This window comes from Chryseobacterium sp. Leaf180 (assembly GCF_001424585.1).
GTDB lineage: Bacteria > Bacteroidota > Bacteroidia > Flavobacteriales > Weeksellaceae > Chryseobacterium.
Genome location: NZ_LMPJ01000001.1, coordinates 668,480 through 687,775 on the forward strand (window position 1 = coordinate 668,480; position 19,296 = coordinate 687,775).

At 39.5% G+C, this 19,296-nt stretch carries 16 protein-coding genes; 5 read left to right on the forward strand and 11 right to left on the reverse strand.

Features of this window, described 5'->3' with window-relative positions; all coding sequences use genetic code 11:
- Positions 1–88: 88 nt before the first annotated feature.
- Positions 89–2,623 (reverse strand): phosphoenolpyruvate carboxylase, encoded by a 2,535-nt coding sequence (locus tag ASG01_RS03065; protein ID WP_055862120.1) that lies wholly within the window; start codon positions 2,621–2,623, stop codon positions 89–91.
- A gap of 215 nt (positions 2,624–2,838) precedes the next feature.
- Here ASG01_RS03065 and ASG01_RS03070 point away from each other — a divergent pair, with 215 nt between their 5' ends.
- Positions 2,839–3,225 (forward strand): hypothetical protein, encoded by a 387-nt coding sequence (locus ASG01_RS03070; protein WP_055859716.1) that lies wholly within the window; start codon positions 2,839–2,841, stop codon positions 3,223–3,225.
- Between the two features lie 127 nt (positions 3,226–3,352).
- Positions 3,353–3,811: a lipocalin family protein gene (locus ASG01_RS03075; protein ID WP_055859719.1), complete on the forward strand. Its 459-nt coding sequence runs from the start codon at positions 3,353–3,355 to the stop codon at positions 3,809–3,811.
- A gap of 57 nt (positions 3,812–3,868) precedes the next feature.
- Here ASG01_RS03075 and ASG01_RS03080 read toward each other — a convergent pair whose 3' ends face one another.
- The 5 genes from ASG01_RS03080 to ASG01_RS03100 form a co-directional block, all read right to left on the reverse strand.
- Positions 3,869–5,221, reverse strand: a complete 1,353-nt coding sequence (locus tag ASG01_RS03080) for a DEAD/DEAH box helicase (RefSeq protein WP_055859722.1) — start codon at positions 5,219–5,221, stop codon at positions 3,869–3,871.
- 50 nt (positions 5,222–5,271) lie between these two features.
- Positions 5,272–6,915, reverse strand: coding sequence for an ABC1 kinase family protein (locus tag ASG01_RS03085; protein WP_055859725.1), 1,644 nt, complete (start codon positions 6,913–6,915; stop codon positions 5,272–5,274).
- Positions 6,916–6,930: 15 nt separating this feature from the next.
- On the reverse strand, positions 6,931–8,433 hold the full coding sequence (locus ASG01_RS03090; protein WP_055859728.1) for a carbon-nitrogen hydrolase family protein: 1,503 nt from the start codon (positions 8,431–8,433) through the stop codon (positions 6,931–6,933).
- 117 nt (positions 8,434–8,550) lie between these two features.
- A complete protein-coding gene (locus tag ASG01_RS03095) occupies positions 8,551–9,000 on the reverse strand; it encodes a ferritin-like domain-containing protein (RefSeq protein ID WP_055859731.1) in 450 nt (149 codons plus the stop codon).
- 113 nt (positions 9,001–9,113) lie between these two features.
- On the reverse strand, positions 9,114–9,368 hold the full coding sequence (locus ASG01_RS03100; protein WP_055859734.1) for a hypothetical protein: 255 nt from the start codon (positions 9,366–9,368) through the stop codon (positions 9,114–9,116).
- A 209-nt stretch (positions 9,369–9,577) separates the two neighbouring features.
- Here ASG01_RS03100 and ASG01_RS03105 point away from each other — a divergent pair, with 209 nt between their 5' ends.
- Positions 9,578–9,952 (forward strand): hypothetical protein, encoded by a 375-nt coding sequence (locus ASG01_RS03105; protein ID WP_055859737.1) that lies wholly within the window; start codon positions 9,578–9,580, stop codon positions 9,950–9,952.
- A 33-nt stretch (positions 9,953–9,985) separates the two neighbouring features.
- On the opposite strand, the gene ASG01_RS03110 is transcribed toward ASG01_RS03105, so the two are convergent.
- From ASG01_RS03110 to ASG01_RS03120, 3 genes are read right to left on the reverse strand one after another with little or no spacing between them, the layout of a single operon-like run.
- Positions 9,986–12,193 carry a xanthine dehydrogenase family protein molybdopterin-binding subunit gene (locus tag ASG01_RS03110; RefSeq protein WP_055859740.1) on the reverse strand — a complete coding sequence of 736 codons (2,208 nt, stop codon included), beginning with the start codon at positions 12,191–12,193 and terminating at the stop codon, positions 9,986–9,988.
- Positions 12,194–12,211: 18 nt separating this feature from the next.
- Entirely contained in the window at positions 12,212–13,201 is a 990-nt protein-coding gene (locus tag ASG01_RS03115) for an FAD binding domain-containing protein (RefSeq protein ID WP_055859743.1), read from the reverse strand.
- Entirely contained in the window at positions 13,198–13,791 is a 594-nt protein-coding gene (locus tag ASG01_RS03120; protein ID WP_055859746.1) for a (2Fe-2S)-binding protein, read from the reverse strand. Before ASG01_RS03120 ends, ASG01_RS03115 begins: the two co-directional genes overlap by 4 nt.
- Positions 13,792–14,066: 275 nt before the next feature.
- On the opposite strand from ASG01_RS03120, the gene ASG01_RS03125 reads away from it, so the two are divergent.
- Both ASG01_RS03125 and ASG01_RS03130 read left to right on the forward strand, forming a co-directional pair.
- Entirely contained in the window at positions 14,067–14,522 is a 456-nt protein-coding gene (locus ASG01_RS03125; protein WP_055859749.1) for a PA2169 family four-helix-bundle protein, read from the forward strand.
- Between the two features lie 87 nt (positions 14,523–14,609).
- A complete protein-coding gene (locus tag ASG01_RS03130) occupies positions 14,610–15,878 on the forward strand; it encodes an NAD(P)/FAD-dependent oxidoreductase (RefSeq protein ID WP_055862123.1) in 1,269 nt (422 codons plus the stop codon).
- 69 nt (positions 15,879–15,947) lie between these two features.
- On the opposite strand, the gene ASG01_RS03135 is transcribed toward ASG01_RS03130, so the two are convergent.
- Positions 15,948–17,114, reverse strand: coding sequence for a zinc-dependent alcohol dehydrogenase (locus tag ASG01_RS03135; RefSeq protein WP_055862126.1), 1,167 nt, complete (start codon positions 17,112–17,114; stop codon positions 15,948–15,950).
- Positions 17,115–17,139: 25 nt separating this feature from the next.
- On the reverse strand, positions 17,140–19,287 hold the full coding sequence (locus ASG01_RS03140) for a catalase (RefSeq protein WP_055859753.1): 2,148 nt from the start codon (positions 19,285–19,287) through the stop codon (positions 17,140–17,142).
- Positions 19,288–19,296: the final 9 nt, after the last annotated feature.

Here is a 19,296-nt window from a genome sequence, read left to right on the forward strand (position 1 = left end):
GAATAAAACTTCAAGCAAAAACTAATGATAATCTTAAACTTCTGATCTGATATTTCTTAATTTATTAAAATCTAAGCAAAACTTTTTTCTAAGCTGAATTTCTGCTAGCATTGATATTCCCGAAAAGAGATCTTGTCACAAGCTTTTTGTAAGCATCGGTATTTCCTTCCTGTTTCTGAATTTTAATGAGCGCATACTGCTGAATGCTGAGCAGCGGCAAAACGATTTTCTCACGGATCTTTACTGATTTTCTAGACAGCGGATCTTCTTCCTGCAGCAGCTTGAAGCCGGTCAACTCAAGCATAATATCTTTTGAAAGATTGTACTCTGCAAAGAGAATATTCCAGAATTCGCCAAATTTCGGATGCTTTCTGATGTAATACGTAAGCGGAAAATACGATTTGTTCATGCTCATCATCGAGTTTAAAACAAGCGTTTTGAAAAAATCCGAACCCTGATACAGTTCTTTTATTTCGTTAAATCTCCCTTCCTCTTTCAATTGATTCATGGCAAAACCAAAACCAAAAAATCCCGATACATTCTGCTTCAGCTGCGACCACGATCCTACAAACGGAATTGCGCGAAGGTCTTCAAACTTAAGTTCGCTGTCGCCTCCACGTTTTGAAGGACGGCTGCCGATATTGGTTTTTCCGTAATATTCGAGCGTGCTCATCTCCTGAAGATACGGTACAAACATCGGATGCGCCTTCAAATCTGAATACTTTTTATAGCTAATTTCCGCCAGCTCTTTAATGAGCTCGCGCTCTTTTTCTGTGAGATTTTTCTTTGAATCTTTAAACACATCATTCTCAATACCGGCGGTGAGCAGCTGTTCAAAATTATACTGCGCCTGTTCTTTATTCCCAAAAATACTGGTGATCGTTTGTCCCTGAATCGTCAGTTCGATCTGATTATTAGCAATCGTATTGCCTTGTGAAGCGTAAAAATCGTGGGTTTTACCGCCACCGCGCGCAGGCGGACCGCCGCGTCCGTCGAAGAAAATTACTTTTACATCGTGCTCCTCCGATAGAGACGTAAGCGTTTCTTTGGCTTTATAGATCTCCCAATTGGCTTTCAGATAACCGCCGTCTTTGGTTCCGTCGGAGAAACCGAGCATAATAGTCTGCTGATTTCCGCGTTTTGCCAAATGTTTTTGATATACGGGATGACTGTACAGATCGCGCATTACCTCTCCGGCACTTGCTAAACCTTCCATCGTTTCAAAAAGCGGAACGATATCGATGTTGATTTCCTCATCGCTGTAACCGCAGATCTTAAAGAAAGCATATACATTCATCACATCTTTCACAGCATCTGAGTTTGAAATAATATAACGGTGCATGCCACGATGACCGTTCGCCGCCTGAATATCTTTGATCTGAATAACATTCTCAAGCGTACCTTTTATAATATTTTCAAAATGAGTTGGATCAACCTTTTCATTCAGCGAGATTAATTTAGAATATTTATCGCCGTTTGATGCATTCTCATCATTAAATTTAAACTTAAAAACTTCATCAATTACCTGCTGATGAATCCTGCTGTCTTGTCGCACATCGAGCGTCGCAAAGTGAGTTCCGAAGATTTTCACACGGTCAATAAAATCATCCAGTAAGCTGATGAAAAGCGAATTGTTATTTTTCACCAACATCTCTTTTGCTTCATATAAATTACCTAAAATTTCATCTGAAGTAAGATTTTTATTCCTGAAAATTGCGGCGTAAAGATCGTTGCTCAAAGTCATTAGAGCTTCTGCCACTCCACGGAAACTGATTCTTCGGCGAACCGATTTCAAATGTTCATAATATGATTTCAAAATCGCAATACGAAGCTCTTCGGAAACTTTTCTGGTAATTTCTGCCGTTACATAAGGATTTCCGTCGCGGTCGCCACCAGGCCAGAATCCTAACTGAATAATATCTTCACGCAGATGGAAATGACGGTCAGAAAATATGTTTTTTATTTTTGTAAACAGCTCACCGATCGAATCATAGTAAACATATCGGAGATAATAAATAATGCTCAACGCTTCGTCCAAAGGTGTCGGCCGTTCTTTATTTACAAAAGGCGTTTGCCCCAGTTGCTGCAAAAGCATATCGATTTCCGTAATCGAATCTGTATTAATCGCTTTTCTCAAATCATGCAGAATGCGCTGCACAGAGTTCGGATAAAACTGTGTTGGATGCGCCGTAAAGACAATTTTCACCGCAAAATCTTTCAGCTTTTCACGAATTTCCTCTAACTTACGATCCTGCACCGCATGATCGTACATATTACTCACCGTACCTTTGTCGCCTGCAGAATGCATCGACGGAAAAGCGGCGTCCTCAATACTGTCAAACAGAACCACCTGACGCTCGATGTATTGAATGATTTTAAAAAGAAGTTCGGTTTTCTGCTCTTCATTTTCCAGTTCAGTATGATTTTTAAAAAACTCTTCAATGATTTCTTCCGGCGTTTTTCCGGCATTGTAACCGTTTTTACTTTCTTCGTAGAGGAATGGCAACAGCATTCCGATATTACTCATTTTATCATACGGCAGGCTCATAAACAGCGCGTTATAGATCTGAAATTTGTTCTCAACAATCTGTCTGAACTGCTCTGTGCGGTTTTGATGCATCATGATTTTTAGTTTTAAATTGTATTGCTTCACTGAATTCCTCTCTAACAAATATCTTAATTATTATAATAGGATTCTCTTCTCAGGCAAAATGTATGCTGAAAAAACACCACATAAATACAGATATTTTTTCTTTAGTTAGAGATTTAAAATAAATTAGCTTACTTTTATCAGCATAAAAAACGATAATGTTTAGAAGAGTTTTAGTTTTATTAATAATGATTACCGCATTTGTGTCATGTAAAGAAGATTGCTATTCCGCACCGGAATCTGTCTTCTTTAAACTGGTAGATGCCTCGGGCAATAATCTTCTGGAAAACGGTACATTGACTTTTTACACTATTCAGATGGAGGTTAACAGTACGACAACAACTAATATTACTGCAACAAAAACTACCGATAACCGCCTCGAACTGACGAAAGTGGGCGATTTTAACGGAGAAAGAAACTACAGATTATATTCAAATATTGACTTTTTTGATTTTAAAATCAAAGCTTCACCAATTACAACCGACTGTGAAGGTTATAAAATAGACAGTGTTGTGTTTGAGAACAATCTTCCGGTTTCACAATCGGGAAACGAGTATACGATCACTTTAGACTAATAAAATCAGAGGATTAATTTGCAGACTGTACACATTTTTAAAGATTATCGTACAAAAAAGCAGCTCTTTGGTCGGCGTTATTCCGATTTTATTTATATTTTAGCATATTCTTAAATAAGTTTAAAAAATGAAAAAATTATTACTTTTATTTACCTTTTCAGCATTAGCGCTCACTTCGTGCGAAGATGAGGATACTCAGGGTTTGGAAATCGACATGCTGCAGGGTACTTGGAAGATAGCTAAAACTGAAATTATCTCTGGTGTGAATGAGAATATCGTGATTTCTACAGACATCCCGACAGGTTGTTTTGCAAAAAGTAATTACGAATTCAGAACCGATTATCTTGCGTCTTATACCGCAGTTTCGGGTTTTGGAAACAACTGCAACAGCGTAAAAACGGATGGTAAATATACTTACGATGCTGACAAAAAAGAAATGGTGATCACGCTGAAAGGGGATAAGGACAGAAAATATAAAGTAGTGATCCTAAGCAGCAGCGAACTGCGCCTGGTGAGCCTTACCGATAATATCGACCAAAACGGCGATCTGGTAATCGACATTCCTTACATCAGTTTTACAAGATAAAACCTTAAAAGAGGTCAATAAAAAATCCCGAGATTTAACGTTTCGGGATTTTCTTTTTTATTTTTTACGTTTAGATTTCGAGATTGCCTTCTGCTGTGCGCGGTTGGCTCCGAATTTCTTAGGCGTTTTTCTTTTCGAAGGTCCGCCCCAGTTTTCTTTTTTGTTCTTATCCTTTTTCTCGTGAAAAGCTCCGCCGCCCTCATACAGTTTTACCTGCGCAGGATTTTTCATCACGATTTCATCTTCTTCTGACGAAATTTTCTTCGGATTAATTTTAACTTCAGACGGGAAATCAAGGTAGTGAAGTTCTTTGTCCATCAGAAGTTCGATATCCAGCGCTAAAGTTTCTTCTTTTTTGGCGACAAAAGTGATCGCTTTACCATCTTTGTCTGCTCTACCCGTTCGCCCGATTCTGTGAATGTACTGCTCAGGAACTTCTGGCGTTTCAAAATTGACAACGTGCGTAATGTCGGAAATATCAAGTCCACGCGCCATTACATCAGTTGTAATAATCCCACGGAGTTCTTCGTTTTCAAAACTCTTCATTGCTCTCAAACGGTAATTCTGAGATTTATTTGAGTGAATCACATCAAACTTATCAGGGAAGAGCTCGGCAATTTGCGTGAACAGTAAATCTGCATGACGCTTGTTGTTACAGAAAATCAGAACTTTAGATAAATCTTCGTTGTTCCTTAAAAGATATTCGAGAAGATTAATTTTTGTATTAAAATTTTCTACTTTGTAAGCGGTCTGCTGAATTTTTTCGAGGGGTGTGCCAGATTTAGCCAATGAAATTTCGATTGGTCCGGCAAAATATTCATCCAGCATATCGTCGACGGCATCAGTCATCGTAGCTGAAAAAAGAATATTTTGACGCTTTTCGCGCATCATTTCAAAAATATGGGTAAGCTGCGGTCTGAAACCGAGATTCAGCATTTCATCAAATTCATCGATCACCAGTTTCTGAACTTCTTTTAAAGAAATTGCATTGTCAATCGCCAAATCCATGATTCTTCCCGGTGTTCCTACAAGGATATCGCACCCGTCTTTGAAAAGTAATTTCTGCGTGTTGATATTTTTACCACCGTAAATTCCAATCACTCTGGCGGAAATATTTTCGGTCAGTTTTTCTACAATTTCGGCAACCTGCACCACCAGTTCGCGAGTTGGAACCAAAATAACAACCGTAGGATTTCCATTTTTATTGTATTTCCAGGTCTTTAAAACGGGCAAGAGATAAGCAAGCGTTTTACCGGTTCCGGTCTGTGCAATTCCCATCACATCGCGGCCGGAAAGTATCGGGCCGATGCTTTTCTCCTGAATCGGAGTCGGTTCAAATAAGTTTAAATCTGCTAAAACATCAAGAATTTTTTCGGGAAGATCAAAATCTGCAAAAGTGCGCTTTTCCATTTTGCAAAGATAGATATTTAATCTTAGTGTGATTTTGTTGATTAAAATTATTATTTCCGCAAAATACGAAGCAATAAAACAACAGTTAAAAATATTGAAAATATAAATCCGAAAATCGCCAAAACAGATGTTTCACCGATTTTCAAGCCTTTATCAGATACATAAACAATTGCTGTCGCGATTATATTTGCCGCCAAAATCATCGTGATGATAATGTCAGTCATCATCACGCGGAAGAATTTATTGGTCTTATCTAGATTTTTAACTTCCGCCGTGATTGAGAATTGGTTTTCATCCAGCTTCTGAAGTACAGATCTTAATTCGCGCGGAATATCATCAATGTTATCAGTCAGATTTACCATTTTTTCCATGCTTTTTTTGAGCATTTTTTTCGGATCCATCTTTTTTCGGAACATTTTTTTACTGTACGGATACAGACTTTTCACTACATCCAAATCCGGATTGATAGTTCTTCCAACGCCCTCTATCAGACCGATTCCTTTAAATAAAAGATAAAAATAATCCGGCATATACAGTCGATTATCTTTCACCACATCTTTCATTTTATTCATGATGACATTCGGATCAATGTCTTTGAGCGAACTGCTGTGTACAAAATTTAAAACTTCATCAACATCATTTTCAAAACGCTTTTCATCCGGAATTTCATAGCTGACCGCCATTTTTTTTAGATATTTAACAATCTTCTGTGGATTTTTTGCCACAAAAGCTACGATCATATTTTCGAGAATTTCTTTATCGTTCGGCTGAATTTTTCCGACAGCGCCAAAATCAATAAAAACCATTTTTCCGTCCCGCGTTACCATCATATTTCCGGCATGCGGATCTGCGTGGAAAAAACCGTAATCAAGAATCTGCGAAACAAAGAGTTTTAATCCAAGCTCAGAAATCTTTACCGGATCTATATTATTGCGCCGCAGTTCTTCAACATCCGTTACTTTAATGCCGTCGATAAACTCCATGCACAAAACATTGTTGTTGGAAAATTCATCGAAAACCTTCGGTACATAGGTTTCTTTATGATCTTTAAAATTCCTCTCAAACTGCAGAATATTATTTTTCTCGTTGATGAAAGAAATTTCTTCCAGCAAAGATTTCTCAAAAGTCGCAATCGCCTGTTTCAGATTGAGCTTGGAACCTATTTCGGAATACGTCGAAACCAGTTTGACCAAATCTTTTACCAAAAGCAAATCGTCTTCAATCAGCGACTGTACGTTTGGCTTTTTTATCTTTAAGATAACATCGGTTCCGTCGATCAACGTTGCACGGTAAACTTGCGCAATAGAAGCAGCTGCCAAAGGTTTTCTATCGATTTTAGTAAAGTGATCAGCAACGGAAATATTAAATTCGTTCTCGAGAATCTGCTCCACGTCCATCTCGATTTCCTCTACCCGATCCTGAAGTTTCTGCATTTCCACAATCATTTCGGGAGGCAGAAGATCTTCACGGTTGCTAAAAGCCTGTCCCATTTTCACAAAAGTTGGTCCCAACTCTTCCAGCACAAGACGTATTCTTTCGTAAACATTTTCTTTCGACGAAACCTCATCAGGAATGTTTTCTGAATTTTTGGAACCATCTTTCATACGCGAAATAAGGTCTTTGAAACCATATTTGCTGAGTACGGAAATCATTTTTCCTGAACGTTTCAGTTTGCGCTGCTGCCTATCAAACATATTTTTTACTGAAATTTATTTGAGGTACGTTTCATATAAATCTTTACGGCGGTCATTCAGTATTTGTACCGAACCATGAAAATGCAAATCTTTAAGTAAATTCAGATCTACGTCTACAATCAGCGTCATTTCGGTATTTGGCGTGGCTTCTCCTTTCACAGCATTAGAAGGAAAAGCAAAATCTGAAGGCGTAAAAACGGCTGCCTGACCAAACTGAATATCCATATTGTTTACTCCAGGAAGATTGCCGACGCAACCTGCAATGGCTACATAACATTCATTTTCAATCGCTCGTGCAGCAGCACAGTGACGAACTCTGATGTAAGCGTTTTGAGTGTCTGTGAGATATGGAACAAAAAGAATTTTCATTCCCTGGTCTTTCAAAATTCTTGGTAATTCAGGAAACTCAACATCGTAGCAGATAACCAGACCAATTTTTCCACAATCGGTATCAAAAACACGGATTTCGTTGCCACCTTTCATTCCATAATATTTTCGTTCATTCGGTGTAATATGAACTTTGCGGTATTCATCGATTCTACCGTCGCGGTGCAGTAAATAGCTGATGTTGTAAAGATCATTGTTCTCAAAATAAGGCATACTTCCTGATATAATATTTACATTATACGAAATTGCAAGCTCAGATATTTTAAGTTTTATTTCTTCAGTAAGTTTTGCAAGTTCGATCATGCTGTCACGCTCAGAAAGCTTGTTGAATGGTGCCAAAAGCGGTGTATTGAACAGTTCCGGAAACAGTACAAAATCTGATTTGTAATCGCCCATAACATTTACAAAAAACTCAACCTGCTCATAGAAAGCATTCAAATCTTTAAAATGGCGCATCTGCCACTGTACCAAACCAAGTCTGATAATACTGTCCTGCATGGTATTTGGTTTTTTGCTGTAGTATATATTATTCCACTGCAACAGCACTGCATTCTCCCGCGAAGATTCGTCTTCTGGAAGATATTTTTTTAAAATTTTAATCGGTAAAAAATTATTAGAAAGCTGGAAAGAAAGCACAGGATCGTAAATTTCTTTATCACGCACTTTTCTGATATAATCTCTCGCAGAAAGTTCATGACTGTATTTATGATAACTCGGAATTCTTCCTCCAAGAATAATCGATTTTAAATTTAACAGTTCGCAAAGCTCTTTTCTGGCATCATATAATCTGCGTCCCAATCGCAGTTCGCGATATTCCGGGTCTACGAAAATTTCAATTCCATACAAAACATTTCCTGTCGATAAATGCGTATTAAAAGTATAATTTCCGGTGATATCGCTGTAGGTATGTTCATCGCCAAAATCATCATAATCGACAATAATTGATAAAGCAACAGCCGCTAATTTTCCGTCTACGGTAATGCAAATCTGTCCTTTCGGGAAAATCCTCGTCAGTTTATCGATGCTTTTTCGCGACCAGATGTATTCCGACATTTGTGGGTAAGCGCGGCGCATTGTGTCTGCCAATTCATCATAATCTGCTACGCTGAGCGTACGTGTATCTATCTGCATTTACTTGTAATTTTGTTTAAATTTAAAGATTTCCGTTTATAAATGACCCATTTTCATCACAAAAAAACATGTTTTGCATATGCAAAACATGTTTTGAAATCAAGAATAAAAATAATGTTACTTGATATTTTCTAAGTGCTCGAATTTTGAAGCTGCAGATTTTAAATGATGCAACTGGTTCTGTACTACTAATGTACTTTCCGGGCATAAATCTCCGCTTTCCAAAGCATTTTCGTAAGCGTCGATTGCTGCATTTTCACCGAAAACTACGTTTTCTAAAGTCGACTCTTCTTTGTTACCAGAGAAAGAATTTTTCACATCGATCCAAGTTCTGTGTAAAGCACCTGCAGTGCTCGTCGTATCATCTGGGCTTCCACCTTTTGATGTAATCAAATCAATCAATTCTGACTTCATTTTCTGAGATTCAGTTACCATTTGATCGTAATCAGATTTCAGATTAGAATGATTTTCCCATACTTTGTCTTCAACTTTGTTGAACCCTTCAATTCTGTCATTGGTAATGTTCAGTAGATCATTTAATACTGATACTGTCTTACTGTTTTCCATAATACTTATTTTTGATTAGTGTACCTACAAACTTGCAATCTGTATGCCCGAAAAAACGAGAATTATAAGTTTAACAGTTATTTAACATAATAAAAATTCTGAACGAATTTTTTTTAAAAAAGTAATAAGTTTCCAAACTTACTGCTCTTCACTTTTGCAATAAATTCGTCAAATTCCGGGTATTTAATTCCTGTGACACAGTCAACAACAATTTTTCCGTTCACGGCATCCTGACGCATTTTTATCTGATCGAAACTTTTATTGTCGGCTTTCTGCAAAAATGATTTGAGTTCAGATATCATTGTAGACTGCGCCCCATTTCCTCCTTCTATTCCTGCTGCTGTTGGTTTTATTCTGATTCGTTCCATATCTGGTGATTTTTGGTGTTGTTGTAGGTTAAAATTCCACTTTTAATTTACTGATAGCAAATTGTTTAAGTCTCAATGAAATCTTTATAGATCTATCACAAACATAAGCGAATATCAGACCAAACTTAACATAATTCATTTATAATTGAAAATAAAACACAGTGAAATGGTACAGCATTTGTCCTTGCAGAGTCACAGAAAAATTGATTATGGAAACAAAAACAATCGCACGTGTCGCATTGGGCGCGATGCTTATTACCGCAGGGATATCGCATCTTACATTTGCCAGAAAAGAATTTAAAGCACAAGTTCCGGATTTTGTTCCGCTCGATAAAGATGATACTGTAGTATATTCAGGAATAGCAGAAATTGCTTTGGGATCGGCAACTTTATTAGCTCCAAAAAAACACCGGCCATTGATGGGAAAAATCCTTGCAGGATTTTTTACCGCTATTTTCCCGGGAAACATTGCGCAATACACCAACCGTGTAGATGCTTTTAATCTTACCACAGACAAACGCCGTTTTGCGAGATTATTCATGCAGCCGGTTCTTATTTACTGGGCTTTAAAATCCACAAAATAAAAAAATCCTCGCTTTTCGGCGGGGATTTTTATTTTACATAATTATTTTATCTGGTGTGATTGGCAGATCCCGAAAACGTTTTCCGGTGGCATTGTAAATTGCATTGGCAATCGCCGCTGCGGTACCAATGATTCCGACTTCGCCTAAACCTTTCGCACCGCTCGGATTGATGTTTGGATCCGGTTTATTGATAAACGCAACTTCAACAATCGGCGCATCTGCATTTACAGCGAAATGATAACTCGCCAAATCGTTTCCTATTACTCCGAGATTCTCATCGATCATTTTTTTCTCCATTAAAGCCATTCCGATTCCGCCAATTGCCGCACCAGAAATCTGATTAGCAGCAGGTTTTTCACTGATAATCGTTCCGCCATCTACAACAACTACCATTTTATCAATTTTTACCTTTCCGGTTTTCGAATGAACTTTCACTCTGCAGAAATGTGCCGCAGAAGAACAAAACGCGTATTTGCTACGTTCATCGCCCGGAGCGGAACTTGCTTCAACCTCAAATGTTGTCAGATTATTTTTCTCAAAAATATCTTTGTAGCTTATCGAAGCATTCTGATTTTTCACAGAAATTCCTTTATCATTTAGAATAATATTCTCTTTAGAAACATTTTTAAATTCCGGATTTGCTGTCGCTGCGTAAGCCAAAAGTTTCTCTCTTAAAGCATCTGCAACAGCAACGACGGCGCCGCTCACAGAAGACATTCCGGTACTTCCACCCTGACTTCCTGCCTGCGGTAGATTAGAATTTCCAAGTTCAATTTTAATTTTATCTTTCGGAATTCCCGTGGCTTCATGCAGAATATTCCGCATTCCTGTACCTGTTCCCGTTCCAATATCTGTCATGGCAGTCTGTAAAATCACACTTCCGTCTTTACTCATGATAATTCCTGCGCTGGCTTTACTTCGGCCGGCATTCCACATACCAAGCGACATTCCGTAGCCGATTTTCCACTCACCTTCAGATATACTTCCGGGAGTTTGTTTTCGGTTGTTCCATTTGATCATTTCAGCGCCACGTTGTGCAGCTTCCTTTAAATAATTCGTTGACCAAGGCAGTTTAGAATCCGGATGATTGACCAGCGAAAGATTTTTATAACGAAGTTCCAGAGGATCCATCTTCAGCTGATAACTGAGCTCATCTAAAGCAGATTCGATTGCAAAATCGCCTGAACAATCGCCCGGACCGCGCATATACGTAGGTGCACTCAAATGCAAAGGAACAACAGCATTTTCAGTTTTAAGATTTGGAAACTCGTAAATAAGTCGCGTCACACGCGTGATTCCGTCGCTGAAAGGATCATATTTTGCACCGCTGTTCATTGCCTGATGCAAAATTCCCATGATTTTTCCGTCGGCGCTTGCAGACAGTTTCACACGCTGCCAGGATTCCGGGCGGTAACCCGTTGAGAAAAACATCTGCGGTCTCGTCAAAACAAGTTTTACCGGTCGGTTTAGTTTTTTAGCAGCTATCGCGGCCGCCAAAGTATGTGGCCAAACCCGTAAACCGCTTCCAAATCCACCACCAACATATTCGCTAATGACTTCAATGTTTTCTTTCGGAATATTATATAAACCAGAAAGCGTTTTCTGAACCATATTCACGCCCTGATTTTTATCAAAAAGCTTCAGTTTATTTTCTGAAGGCCAATGCGCGATCGTGGCGTGCATCTCCATCGGATTGTGAACCTCCGGAGCGATTTTATATTCCTGATCAACTGTAAAAGGCAGATTTTCCCAAGACGAAGAACTTCCGCGTTCTTTACCTTCAGGTTTTAATGCTGTCTTCTTTCTTAAAGTTTCAAAATCGAGATCAGCAGTGTTTTTTTCATATTTAACTTTAACCAGCGAAGCTGCATAAACGGCCTCTTCCAAAGTTCCTGCAACGACCAGCGCAACCGGCTGACCTTTGAAATAAACCTTATCGGTATGAAAAACCGGCAATCCAAATTTTGATTCTTTGATTTTTGCTTCAGTAGATAATCCCGGAACTTCAGGTCGGTTTTCATGGGTAATAATATCGATGACGCCGTCGGCGGCTTTTGCATCCGTAAAATCAAAACCGGTGATTTTTCCGGCTGGAATTTCACTTGTCACCAAAACACCATGGCAAAGGTTTTCTACAGAATATTCTGCAGAATATTTTCCCTTCCCGGTCACTTTGGCAATCGCTTCCACTCTGCCTTCGGGCATTGGAGCAGAAGAATTTTCTTCGTCAAAAAATTTCATATGTGTATTTTTTTGATGTTAAATTATAGCGCTTTCCGGTTGTAAAGCCTGCTTTAAAGCTGATTCTATCGCGCCTTTCAGCAATGGAACTTTATACGCATTATCCGGAAGCGGTTTCAGACCTGAAGTCGCTAAAGTTGCTGCCTGTGCAAAAACTTCTGGTGTCGCAGATTTCCCCTGAAGAAATTTTTCAGCCTCAAGCCAGCGCCAAGGTTTATGCGCCACGCCGCCAGATGCAAGTCGCGCTTCTTTGATTTTGCCGTTTTCAATCTGTAAAGCTGCGGCTACAGAAATCAGAGCAAAAGCATAAGAGCTTCTCTCTCTGATTTTTAAATATGCAAAATTTTTATTAAAACCGTTTTCAGGAATTTCGATCTGAGTAATGACTGCATTTTCCGGCAGATTATTATCAAGCCAAGGTGTTTCGCCAGGCAACCTGTGAAAATCTTTAAAAGCAATAATAGATTCCTTTTTTCCGTCGGCAACAGTCACCTCAGCATCCAGTGTAGCGAGTGCCACACACAGATCTGAAGGATGTGTTGCCACGCACTGCTGAGAATATCCCGCAACGGCCATATTGTGCGTATCACCTTTCAAAGCGCTACATCCAGAATTCGGATTTCTTTTATTACAAGGTGCCGAAGTATCATAAAAATACGGACAACGCGTTCTCTGCAGAAGATTTCCCGCGGTGCTTGCCATATTTCTGATCTGCGGTGAAGCGCCTGCCAATACCGCTTTTGAGATCAGAGGGGAATGTTTAAGCAAATCATTATTTAAAGTAAGCTCGGTATTTTTCACCATGGCACCAATAACCAATCGGTTTTTCGTGGTTTTAATATTATTTGACAAAGCTTCTGAAACGTCGATCAGACCATCAGGATTAACAATGTTTTTTTTCTGCAAGTCCACGAGATTGGTTCCGCCAGCAAGAAAACTCTTCGTTTTTATTTTTAAATCCTGCGTCTGGGCAAGATTTTTCGGTTTTTCAAATGTAAATGGTTTCATCGTGCTGCAACTTTTTGAATAGATTCTACGATGCCGTTGTAGGCGCCGCAACGGCAAAGATTGCCACTCATGAATTCTTTAATTTCTTCGACTGATTTGGTATGACCTTCTTTCACGCAGGCAACAGCCGACATAATCTGGCCCGGTGTACAATAACCGCACTGGAAACCGTCGCATTCGATAAACGCTTCCTGCATCGGATGCAGATTTTTACCTTCAGACAAACCTTCAATCGTCGTCACTTCTTTTCCTGGAAGTGTGGCTGCAAGTGTAAGACAACTCAAAACACGTTCGCCGTCTACATGAACTGTACAAGCACCGCACTGGCCGTGGTCGCAGCCTTTTTTGGTTCCGGTAAGCTGCAGATCTTCACGCAGCACATCGAGCAAAGTAGAACGGCTGTCGGCATTGAGATCGTATTTCTTTCTGTTAATGGAAATTTTCAAGGGTAAAACTTTTTTCTTGGGAATAATAAAATGTTTTACATCATGGTAAAAAGCCTTCACTGATGACGGAATTGCAGAAAAGACTGCTACAATGGCGCTGCTTTTCAGAAAATTCCGTCGCGAAAAGTGGAGTTTTTCAGACATATTTTTAATGATTTTGGTTGTTCTCTCAAAGCTAATGAAGATTTTACAAAAAATGAATTTATCACGGCTTAGAATGATTACAAATAAACTTAAATCATAAAATCTTTAGCCCGTTTTTCATTAAATTAAAGCGATAAATCAGCTGAAAAAATGAGATGAATAGTTATGAATATCAAAATTAAAAATCATTAAAATTTCTTATTTGATTTCTTTGAAAAACCTTTTACAAAGGCATTATAATTGATCAATTTAAGTCACACCATAAAAAATATATTATGAATAACGAAAACCCTGTAAGTGTGCTGAATGATCTTCTACACATTACCAATGACCGGATAGAAGGTTTTGCGCGCGTGGAAGGAAAAGTTTGGGAAATGTATTCTGAACTGAAACCGCAATACGACCACATGATCACGGAAGCTAAAATCTTTAAAAACGAACTCATCAATCTTATTACTGAAAGAAACGGAACTCCAGATGATTCTGCAAGTACCGCAGGCGCGATTCACCGCGCGTGGATTGACATCAGAAATGCCATCCCTGGAAAAAACCGTGAGAAAGCGACTTTAGAAAATGTTTCTTTTGGAGAGAAAACTGCCGTTGAAGCTTATGAAGCTGCACTTTACTCGGGTGATCTTGATGAAGAATGCAGAAAAACAATTGACGATCAGCTGTATAAACTGCGACAGTCTTACGAGACATTCAGCAAAATAAGTGAATACAAAGATTAATCTGAAAAAGTGGCCGGAAACCGAAATTCCGGTCATTTTCTGTTTTTCAGTTTGAAAAATTTAAAACAATCTCTAAAATACCGCTTTATGCAAAAAAGAATTGTAATCGTCGGTGGTGGTTTTGCGGGCATCAAAATGATCAAAGAACTGCAAAACGACGAAAGATTTCACATCACACTCGTCGACAAAAATAATTATCATTTTTTTCCGCCGCTGCTGTATCAGGTGGCAACATCGTTTATACAGGCTTCCAACATCAGTTACCCATTTAGGAAAATGATTTCTAAATTTAAGAATGTGCATTTTCATATGGGAAACTTCAAACAGGTTTTTCCGGAGCAAAATATTATTGAAACCGATACCGGGAATATTTCATATGATTATCTGGTGATCGCGCACGGAACAGAAACCAATTTTTTCTCGATGGATAATGTGAGGAAATGCGCTTTACCGATGAAGAGTATCGAGGAAGCACTTTTTATAAGAAATCATGTGCTTTTAAAACTGGAAGAAGCCGCGAGAAATACCGATGTGACTAATGCTCAGCGACTTCAGAACATTGTCATTGCGGGTGGCGGACCGACTGGCGTTGAACTCGCAGGAATGATCGCAGAAATGGGAAGATATATCGCGCAGAAAGAATATCCGGAAATCAAACTCGACAATTCAAATCTGTATCTCATCGATGCTTTACCGTCTTTACTCGCGCCAATGAGCAAAATGGCACAGGAATCTGCCTACGATACATTGAAAAAACTGGGCGTAAAGATTATTCTTAATGTTTCGGTGAAAGATTATGTCGACGGAAAAGTGATTTTGTCTGACGGAAATAAAATTGAAACGGAAACATTAATCTGGACTTCCGGAGTGATTGGACGGGAAACGCCGGGATTGCGACAGGAAACTTTTGGCCGCGGAAAAAGAATTTTGGTAGACGGTTTTAATAAAGTAAACGGTTACGAAAATATTTTTGCTGTGGGTGATATCTGTCTTCAGATGTCTGATAAAAATTTTCCGCAAGGTCATCCGCAATTGGCGCAGGTTGCCATTCAGCAGGGAAGAAATCTTGCTGAAAATCTGATTAAAATCAACGAAAATAAAAAACTGACTCCTTTTGAATATAACAATAAAGGAAGTATGGCGATTATTTCGAAATTCCGTGCGGTCGTCGATTTGCCGAAGTTTTCGTACAAAGGCTTTATCGCGTGGCTTACGTGGCTTTTCATTCACGTAATTCCTCTGGTGAATTTCAGAAGTAAAATTGTGCTGATGCTCGACTGGTTCAGGCTTTTTATAACCAATAATCCTTCAATCAGACTCATTCTTTACCCCAAAAAAAATATGGAGAAAGATTAGATTTAATAAAAAAAGAGACCTCAAAACGAGGTCTCTTCTCAAAAAACTATGTATGAAAAGATGAAAATTTTATTTCCAGGGGTCTAAAACGACTTTTACACAGCCATCTTCCCTCTTATGGAAAATCTCGTAACCTTTTGCAACATCTGACAGTGCCATTCTGTGTGTGATAATATCATCGAGTTTTACCTGACCTGTCTCTACGTAATTCAAAAGTTTATCGACAATCGCGTGAACCGGCGACTGACCGGCTTTGATCGTAATTCCTTTATCAAACAACTGTCCCACGCGGAAATTATCATAATTCATCGGATAAACACCGAGAATTGAGACAAAACCACCACGGCGAACCGCGCTCATACAGGCATCCAAAACTTTGATCGAACCTTTTTCAAAATTGATAACAGCTTTTGCACGGTCGATCAAATCACGATCCGGCTCGAATCCTACAGCTTCAATACAAACATCGGCACCGCGACCTTCCGTCATATCGCGAATTTCATTGACTGTTTGCTCGCCATCTTCCCAGAGAATCGTTTCGCAGCCAGTAAGATTTTTAATCTGATCTAAACGGTACTGCTGTGTATCGATCACGATTACCTTTTTAGCATTGTGAAGAATTGCGCTTTTCGCCGCCATAGAACCTACAGGTCCGGCACCGAAAATTGCCACAGTTTCTCCACCTTTCAGATCTGCCCACATAACGCCCGTGTAACCGGTCGGAAATATATCTGTCAGAAACAAAAGCTGCTCATCAGAAAGCGATTCTGACACCTTTCTCGGACCAAAATTAGCATACGGAACGCGCACATACTCTGCCTGTCCGCCATTGTAACCGCCGTAAAGATCGGTGTAACCAAACATTCCGCCACCTTTTTCCGTTAAAATTCCACCTTCAGGACCGTAATTTTCAACATTTGAATTGGTACAGCCTGATGGAAGATCGTGCTGACAGAAATAACATCCGCCACACGCAATCGGAAAAGGAACAATCACACGGTCGCCGACTTTCAGATGACCGATGTTTTTGCCGACATCTTCCACAATTCCCATAAACTCGTGGCCCATCACCATCGGTCTCGCCTGAGGAATTCCACCGGAATACATATGAAGATCGCTACCGCAAATTGCCGTTGAAGTTACTTTTAAGATAATATCATTTTCCTCCTGAATAATAGGATCATCCACCGTATCGTAAGTAATCTTACCTGGTGCGTGAAAAACTGCTGCTTTCATAATTTTAATATTTTGTGATGTGATGTTAATTATTTTCGTATCGGTCGATCTCAAGATCCCAAACTCTGTGATTGGCAATCGCGGTGATAAATTTGCCGTTTCCTACGGTGCTGTCTACATTGGCAATCATCGCAGGATCTTCAAAAGTTTTACCTGCAATATCTGTTTTGCTGAAAATCGCATTTGTATCGGCTCCGAAATAAACCGCTTTGCAATGTCTGTATGCTTCTTCTACAAAACCGATAACCCAGTTTTTATTTTCAGATCTCATCAGCTCGGCAGCTGATTCGGCTCCCGGACAAATATATAAAGCATCAAAACATACGCTTGCTGTGCTGCTTATTGAATGTTTTGGGATAAATTTCGTTCCGTCTGAAGCTTTTACAGCCGACATGCTTGGACCGATAATCTGAACAACCGCGCCCAGATTTTCAAGCTGGTTTTTCAGTGTATTAACACCATCTGCATCGACTCCATCGGCCATCATAAATCCAATGATTCTGCTTTCAATAGAATCTTTCGCAGTATTTTTCATACTTAAAGCTTCTGAAGAAGTCGTTTTTGGCTCACGCTCAGCGCTCTGCAAAGTTTTAGGATCTGCATCGGCAGGAATACTTTGGTTGGGCATATCTAAAACTGTTACTTCAACACCGACTTTCGCAGCAACGTTTGCAGCTAATTCTTTATTAATGAAATTCAGCTGAGCCACCATTCTCTCACGGATTGCATGTATTTTCACTTTAGATAACTCGAAAATAAGAGCGTTCTGCAGATGCAGTTTTTCAGGAATCGACTGACTGTTGTAAAACATTTTCGCCTGAGAATAATGATCCACGAAACTCTGGCTTCTCGCCCGGATTTTATTACCGTGAATGCGCTCATTATTTGTATGGAAACCACCATCTTTTATCATCGCCTGATACGGACAGCCGCCGCCCATCGAGTTCGGTTCGTACGCAACTTTACCCTTTACAATCTGTTGACGCATATGACCGTCGCGGTTGTTGTTGTGGATTTCCTGCACCGGACGGTTGATCGGAATTTCGTGGAAATTCGGTGAGCCAAGTCTAGAGAGCTGCGTGTCGGTGTACGAAAATAATCTTCCCTGAAGCAGAGGATCGTTGCTGAAATCGATTCCCGGAACGATGTGTCCCGGATGAAAAGCAATCTGCTCGGTTTCCGCAAAAAAGTTATCCGGATTTCTGTTTAATATAAGTGTTCCTACAATTTCTACGGGAACCAATTCTTCAGGAACCAGCTTAGTAGGATCGAGAAGATCAAAATCAAAATCGTGCTCATTTTCTTCAGGAATCAGCTGTACGCCCAGTTCCCATTCCGGATACGCTCCGTTTTCAATAGCTTCCCACAGATCTCTACGATGAAAATCAGGATCAACACCCGATATTTTCTGCGCTTCGTTCCAGGCAACCGAATGCACGCCCAATTTTGGTTTAAAATGAAATTTCACAAAATGTACATCGCCTTCACTGTTTATAAATTTAAACGAATGCACGCCAAAACCTTCCATCATACGGTAACTTCTTGGGATCGCGCGGTCACTCATTATCCACATAATCATGTGCATACTTTCTGGCATCAGCGAAATAAAATCCCAAAAAGTATCATGAGCTGAGGCTGCCTGCGGAATCTCGTTATCCTGTTCGGGTTTTACCGCGTGAACGAGATCCGGGAATTTTATTGCATCCTGAATAAAAAACACGGGAATATTATTCGCGACAAGGTCGTAATTGCCTTCATCGGTATAAAATTTTACGGCAAAACCACGCACATCACGCGCCAGATCAGTACTTCCGCGGCTTCCCTGTACCGTAGAAAATCTTGCAAAAACAGGAATTTCTTTTCCTACTTCGGTTAAAAATTTTGCTTTGGTATATTTTTCAAGACTTTTTGTAAGCTTAAATACGCCATGAGCGCCCGAACCTCTTGCATGAACGATTCTTTCTGGAATACGCTCGTGATCAAAATGGGTAATTTTTTCGCGAAGAATAAAATCTTCCAGAAGCGACGGTCCGCGTTCGTCAGCCTTCAGAGAATCCTGATTATTATTGACTTTCAAACCCTGATTGGTCGTCAGAAATTCGCCGCTGTTATCTGTTCTGTGCTCCTCCAGCTGATCTAATTTCTTATTAGAATTTAAATTTTCGTTTTTCATATTTAGTAA

What these genes read in the sequence shown, in the direction of transcription:
- ASG01_RS03065 (WP_055862120.1), bottom strand. Translation starts at nt 2,623, where the DNA reads ATGATGCATCAAAACCGCACAGAGCAGTTCAGACAGATTGTTGAGAAC.
- ASG01_RS03070 (WP_055859716.1), top strand. Translation starts at nt 2,839, where the DNA reads ATGATTACCGCATTTGTGTCATGTAAAGAAGATTGCTATTCCGCACCG.
- ASG01_RS03075 (WP_055859719.1), top strand. Translation starts at nt 3,353, where the DNA reads ATGAAAAAATTATTACTTTTATTTACCTTTTCAGCATTAGCGCTCACT.
- ASG01_RS03080 (WP_055859722.1), bottom strand. Translation starts at nt 5,221, where the DNA reads ATGGAAAAGCGCACTTTTGCAGATTTTGATCTTCCCGAAAAAATTCTT.
- ASG01_RS03085 (WP_055859725.1), bottom strand. Translation starts at nt 6,915, where the DNA reads ATGTTTGATAGGCAGCAGCGCAAACTGAAACGTTCAGGAAAAATGATT.
- ASG01_RS03090 (WP_055859728.1), bottom strand. Translation starts at nt 8,433, where the DNA reads ATGCAGATAGATACACGTACGCTCAGCGTAGCAGATTATGATGAATTG.
- ASG01_RS03095 (WP_055859731.1), bottom strand. Translation starts at nt 9,000, where the DNA reads ATGGAAAACAGTAAGACAGTATCAGTATTAAATGATCTACTGAACATT.
- ASG01_RS03100 (WP_055859734.1), bottom strand. Translation starts at nt 9,368, where the DNA reads ATGGAACGAATCAGAATAAAACCAACAGCAGCAGGAATAGAAGGAGGA.
- ASG01_RS03105 (WP_055859737.1), top strand. Translation starts at nt 9,578, where the DNA reads ATGGAAACAAAAACAATCGCACGTGTCGCATTGGGCGCGATGCTTATT.
- ASG01_RS03110 (WP_055859740.1), bottom strand. Translation starts at nt 12,193, where the DNA reads ATGAAATTTTTTGACGAAGAAAATTCTTCTGCTCCAATGCCCGAAGGC.
- ASG01_RS03115 (WP_055859743.1), bottom strand. Translation starts at nt 13,201, where the DNA reads ATGAAACCATTTACATTTGAAAAACCGAAAAATCTTGCCCAGACGCAG.
- ASG01_RS03120 (WP_055859746.1), bottom strand. Translation starts at nt 13,791, where the DNA reads ATGTCTGAAAAACTCCACTTTTCGCGACGGAATTTTCTGAAAAGCAGC.
- ASG01_RS03125 (WP_055859749.1), top strand. Translation starts at nt 14,067, where the DNA reads ATGAATAACGAAAACCCTGTAAGTGTGCTGAATGATCTTCTACACATT.
- ASG01_RS03130 (WP_055862123.1), top strand. Translation starts at nt 14,610, where the DNA reads ATGCAAAAAAGAATTGTAATCGTCGGTGGTGGTTTTGCGGGCATCAAA.
- ASG01_RS03135 (WP_055862126.1), bottom strand. Translation starts at nt 17,114, where the DNA reads ATGAAAGCAGCAGTTTTTCACGCACCAGGTAAGATTACTTACGATACG.
- ASG01_RS03140 (WP_055859753.1), bottom strand. Translation starts at nt 19,287, where the DNA reads ATGAAAAACGAAAATTTAAATTCTAATAAGAAATTAGATCAGCTGGAG.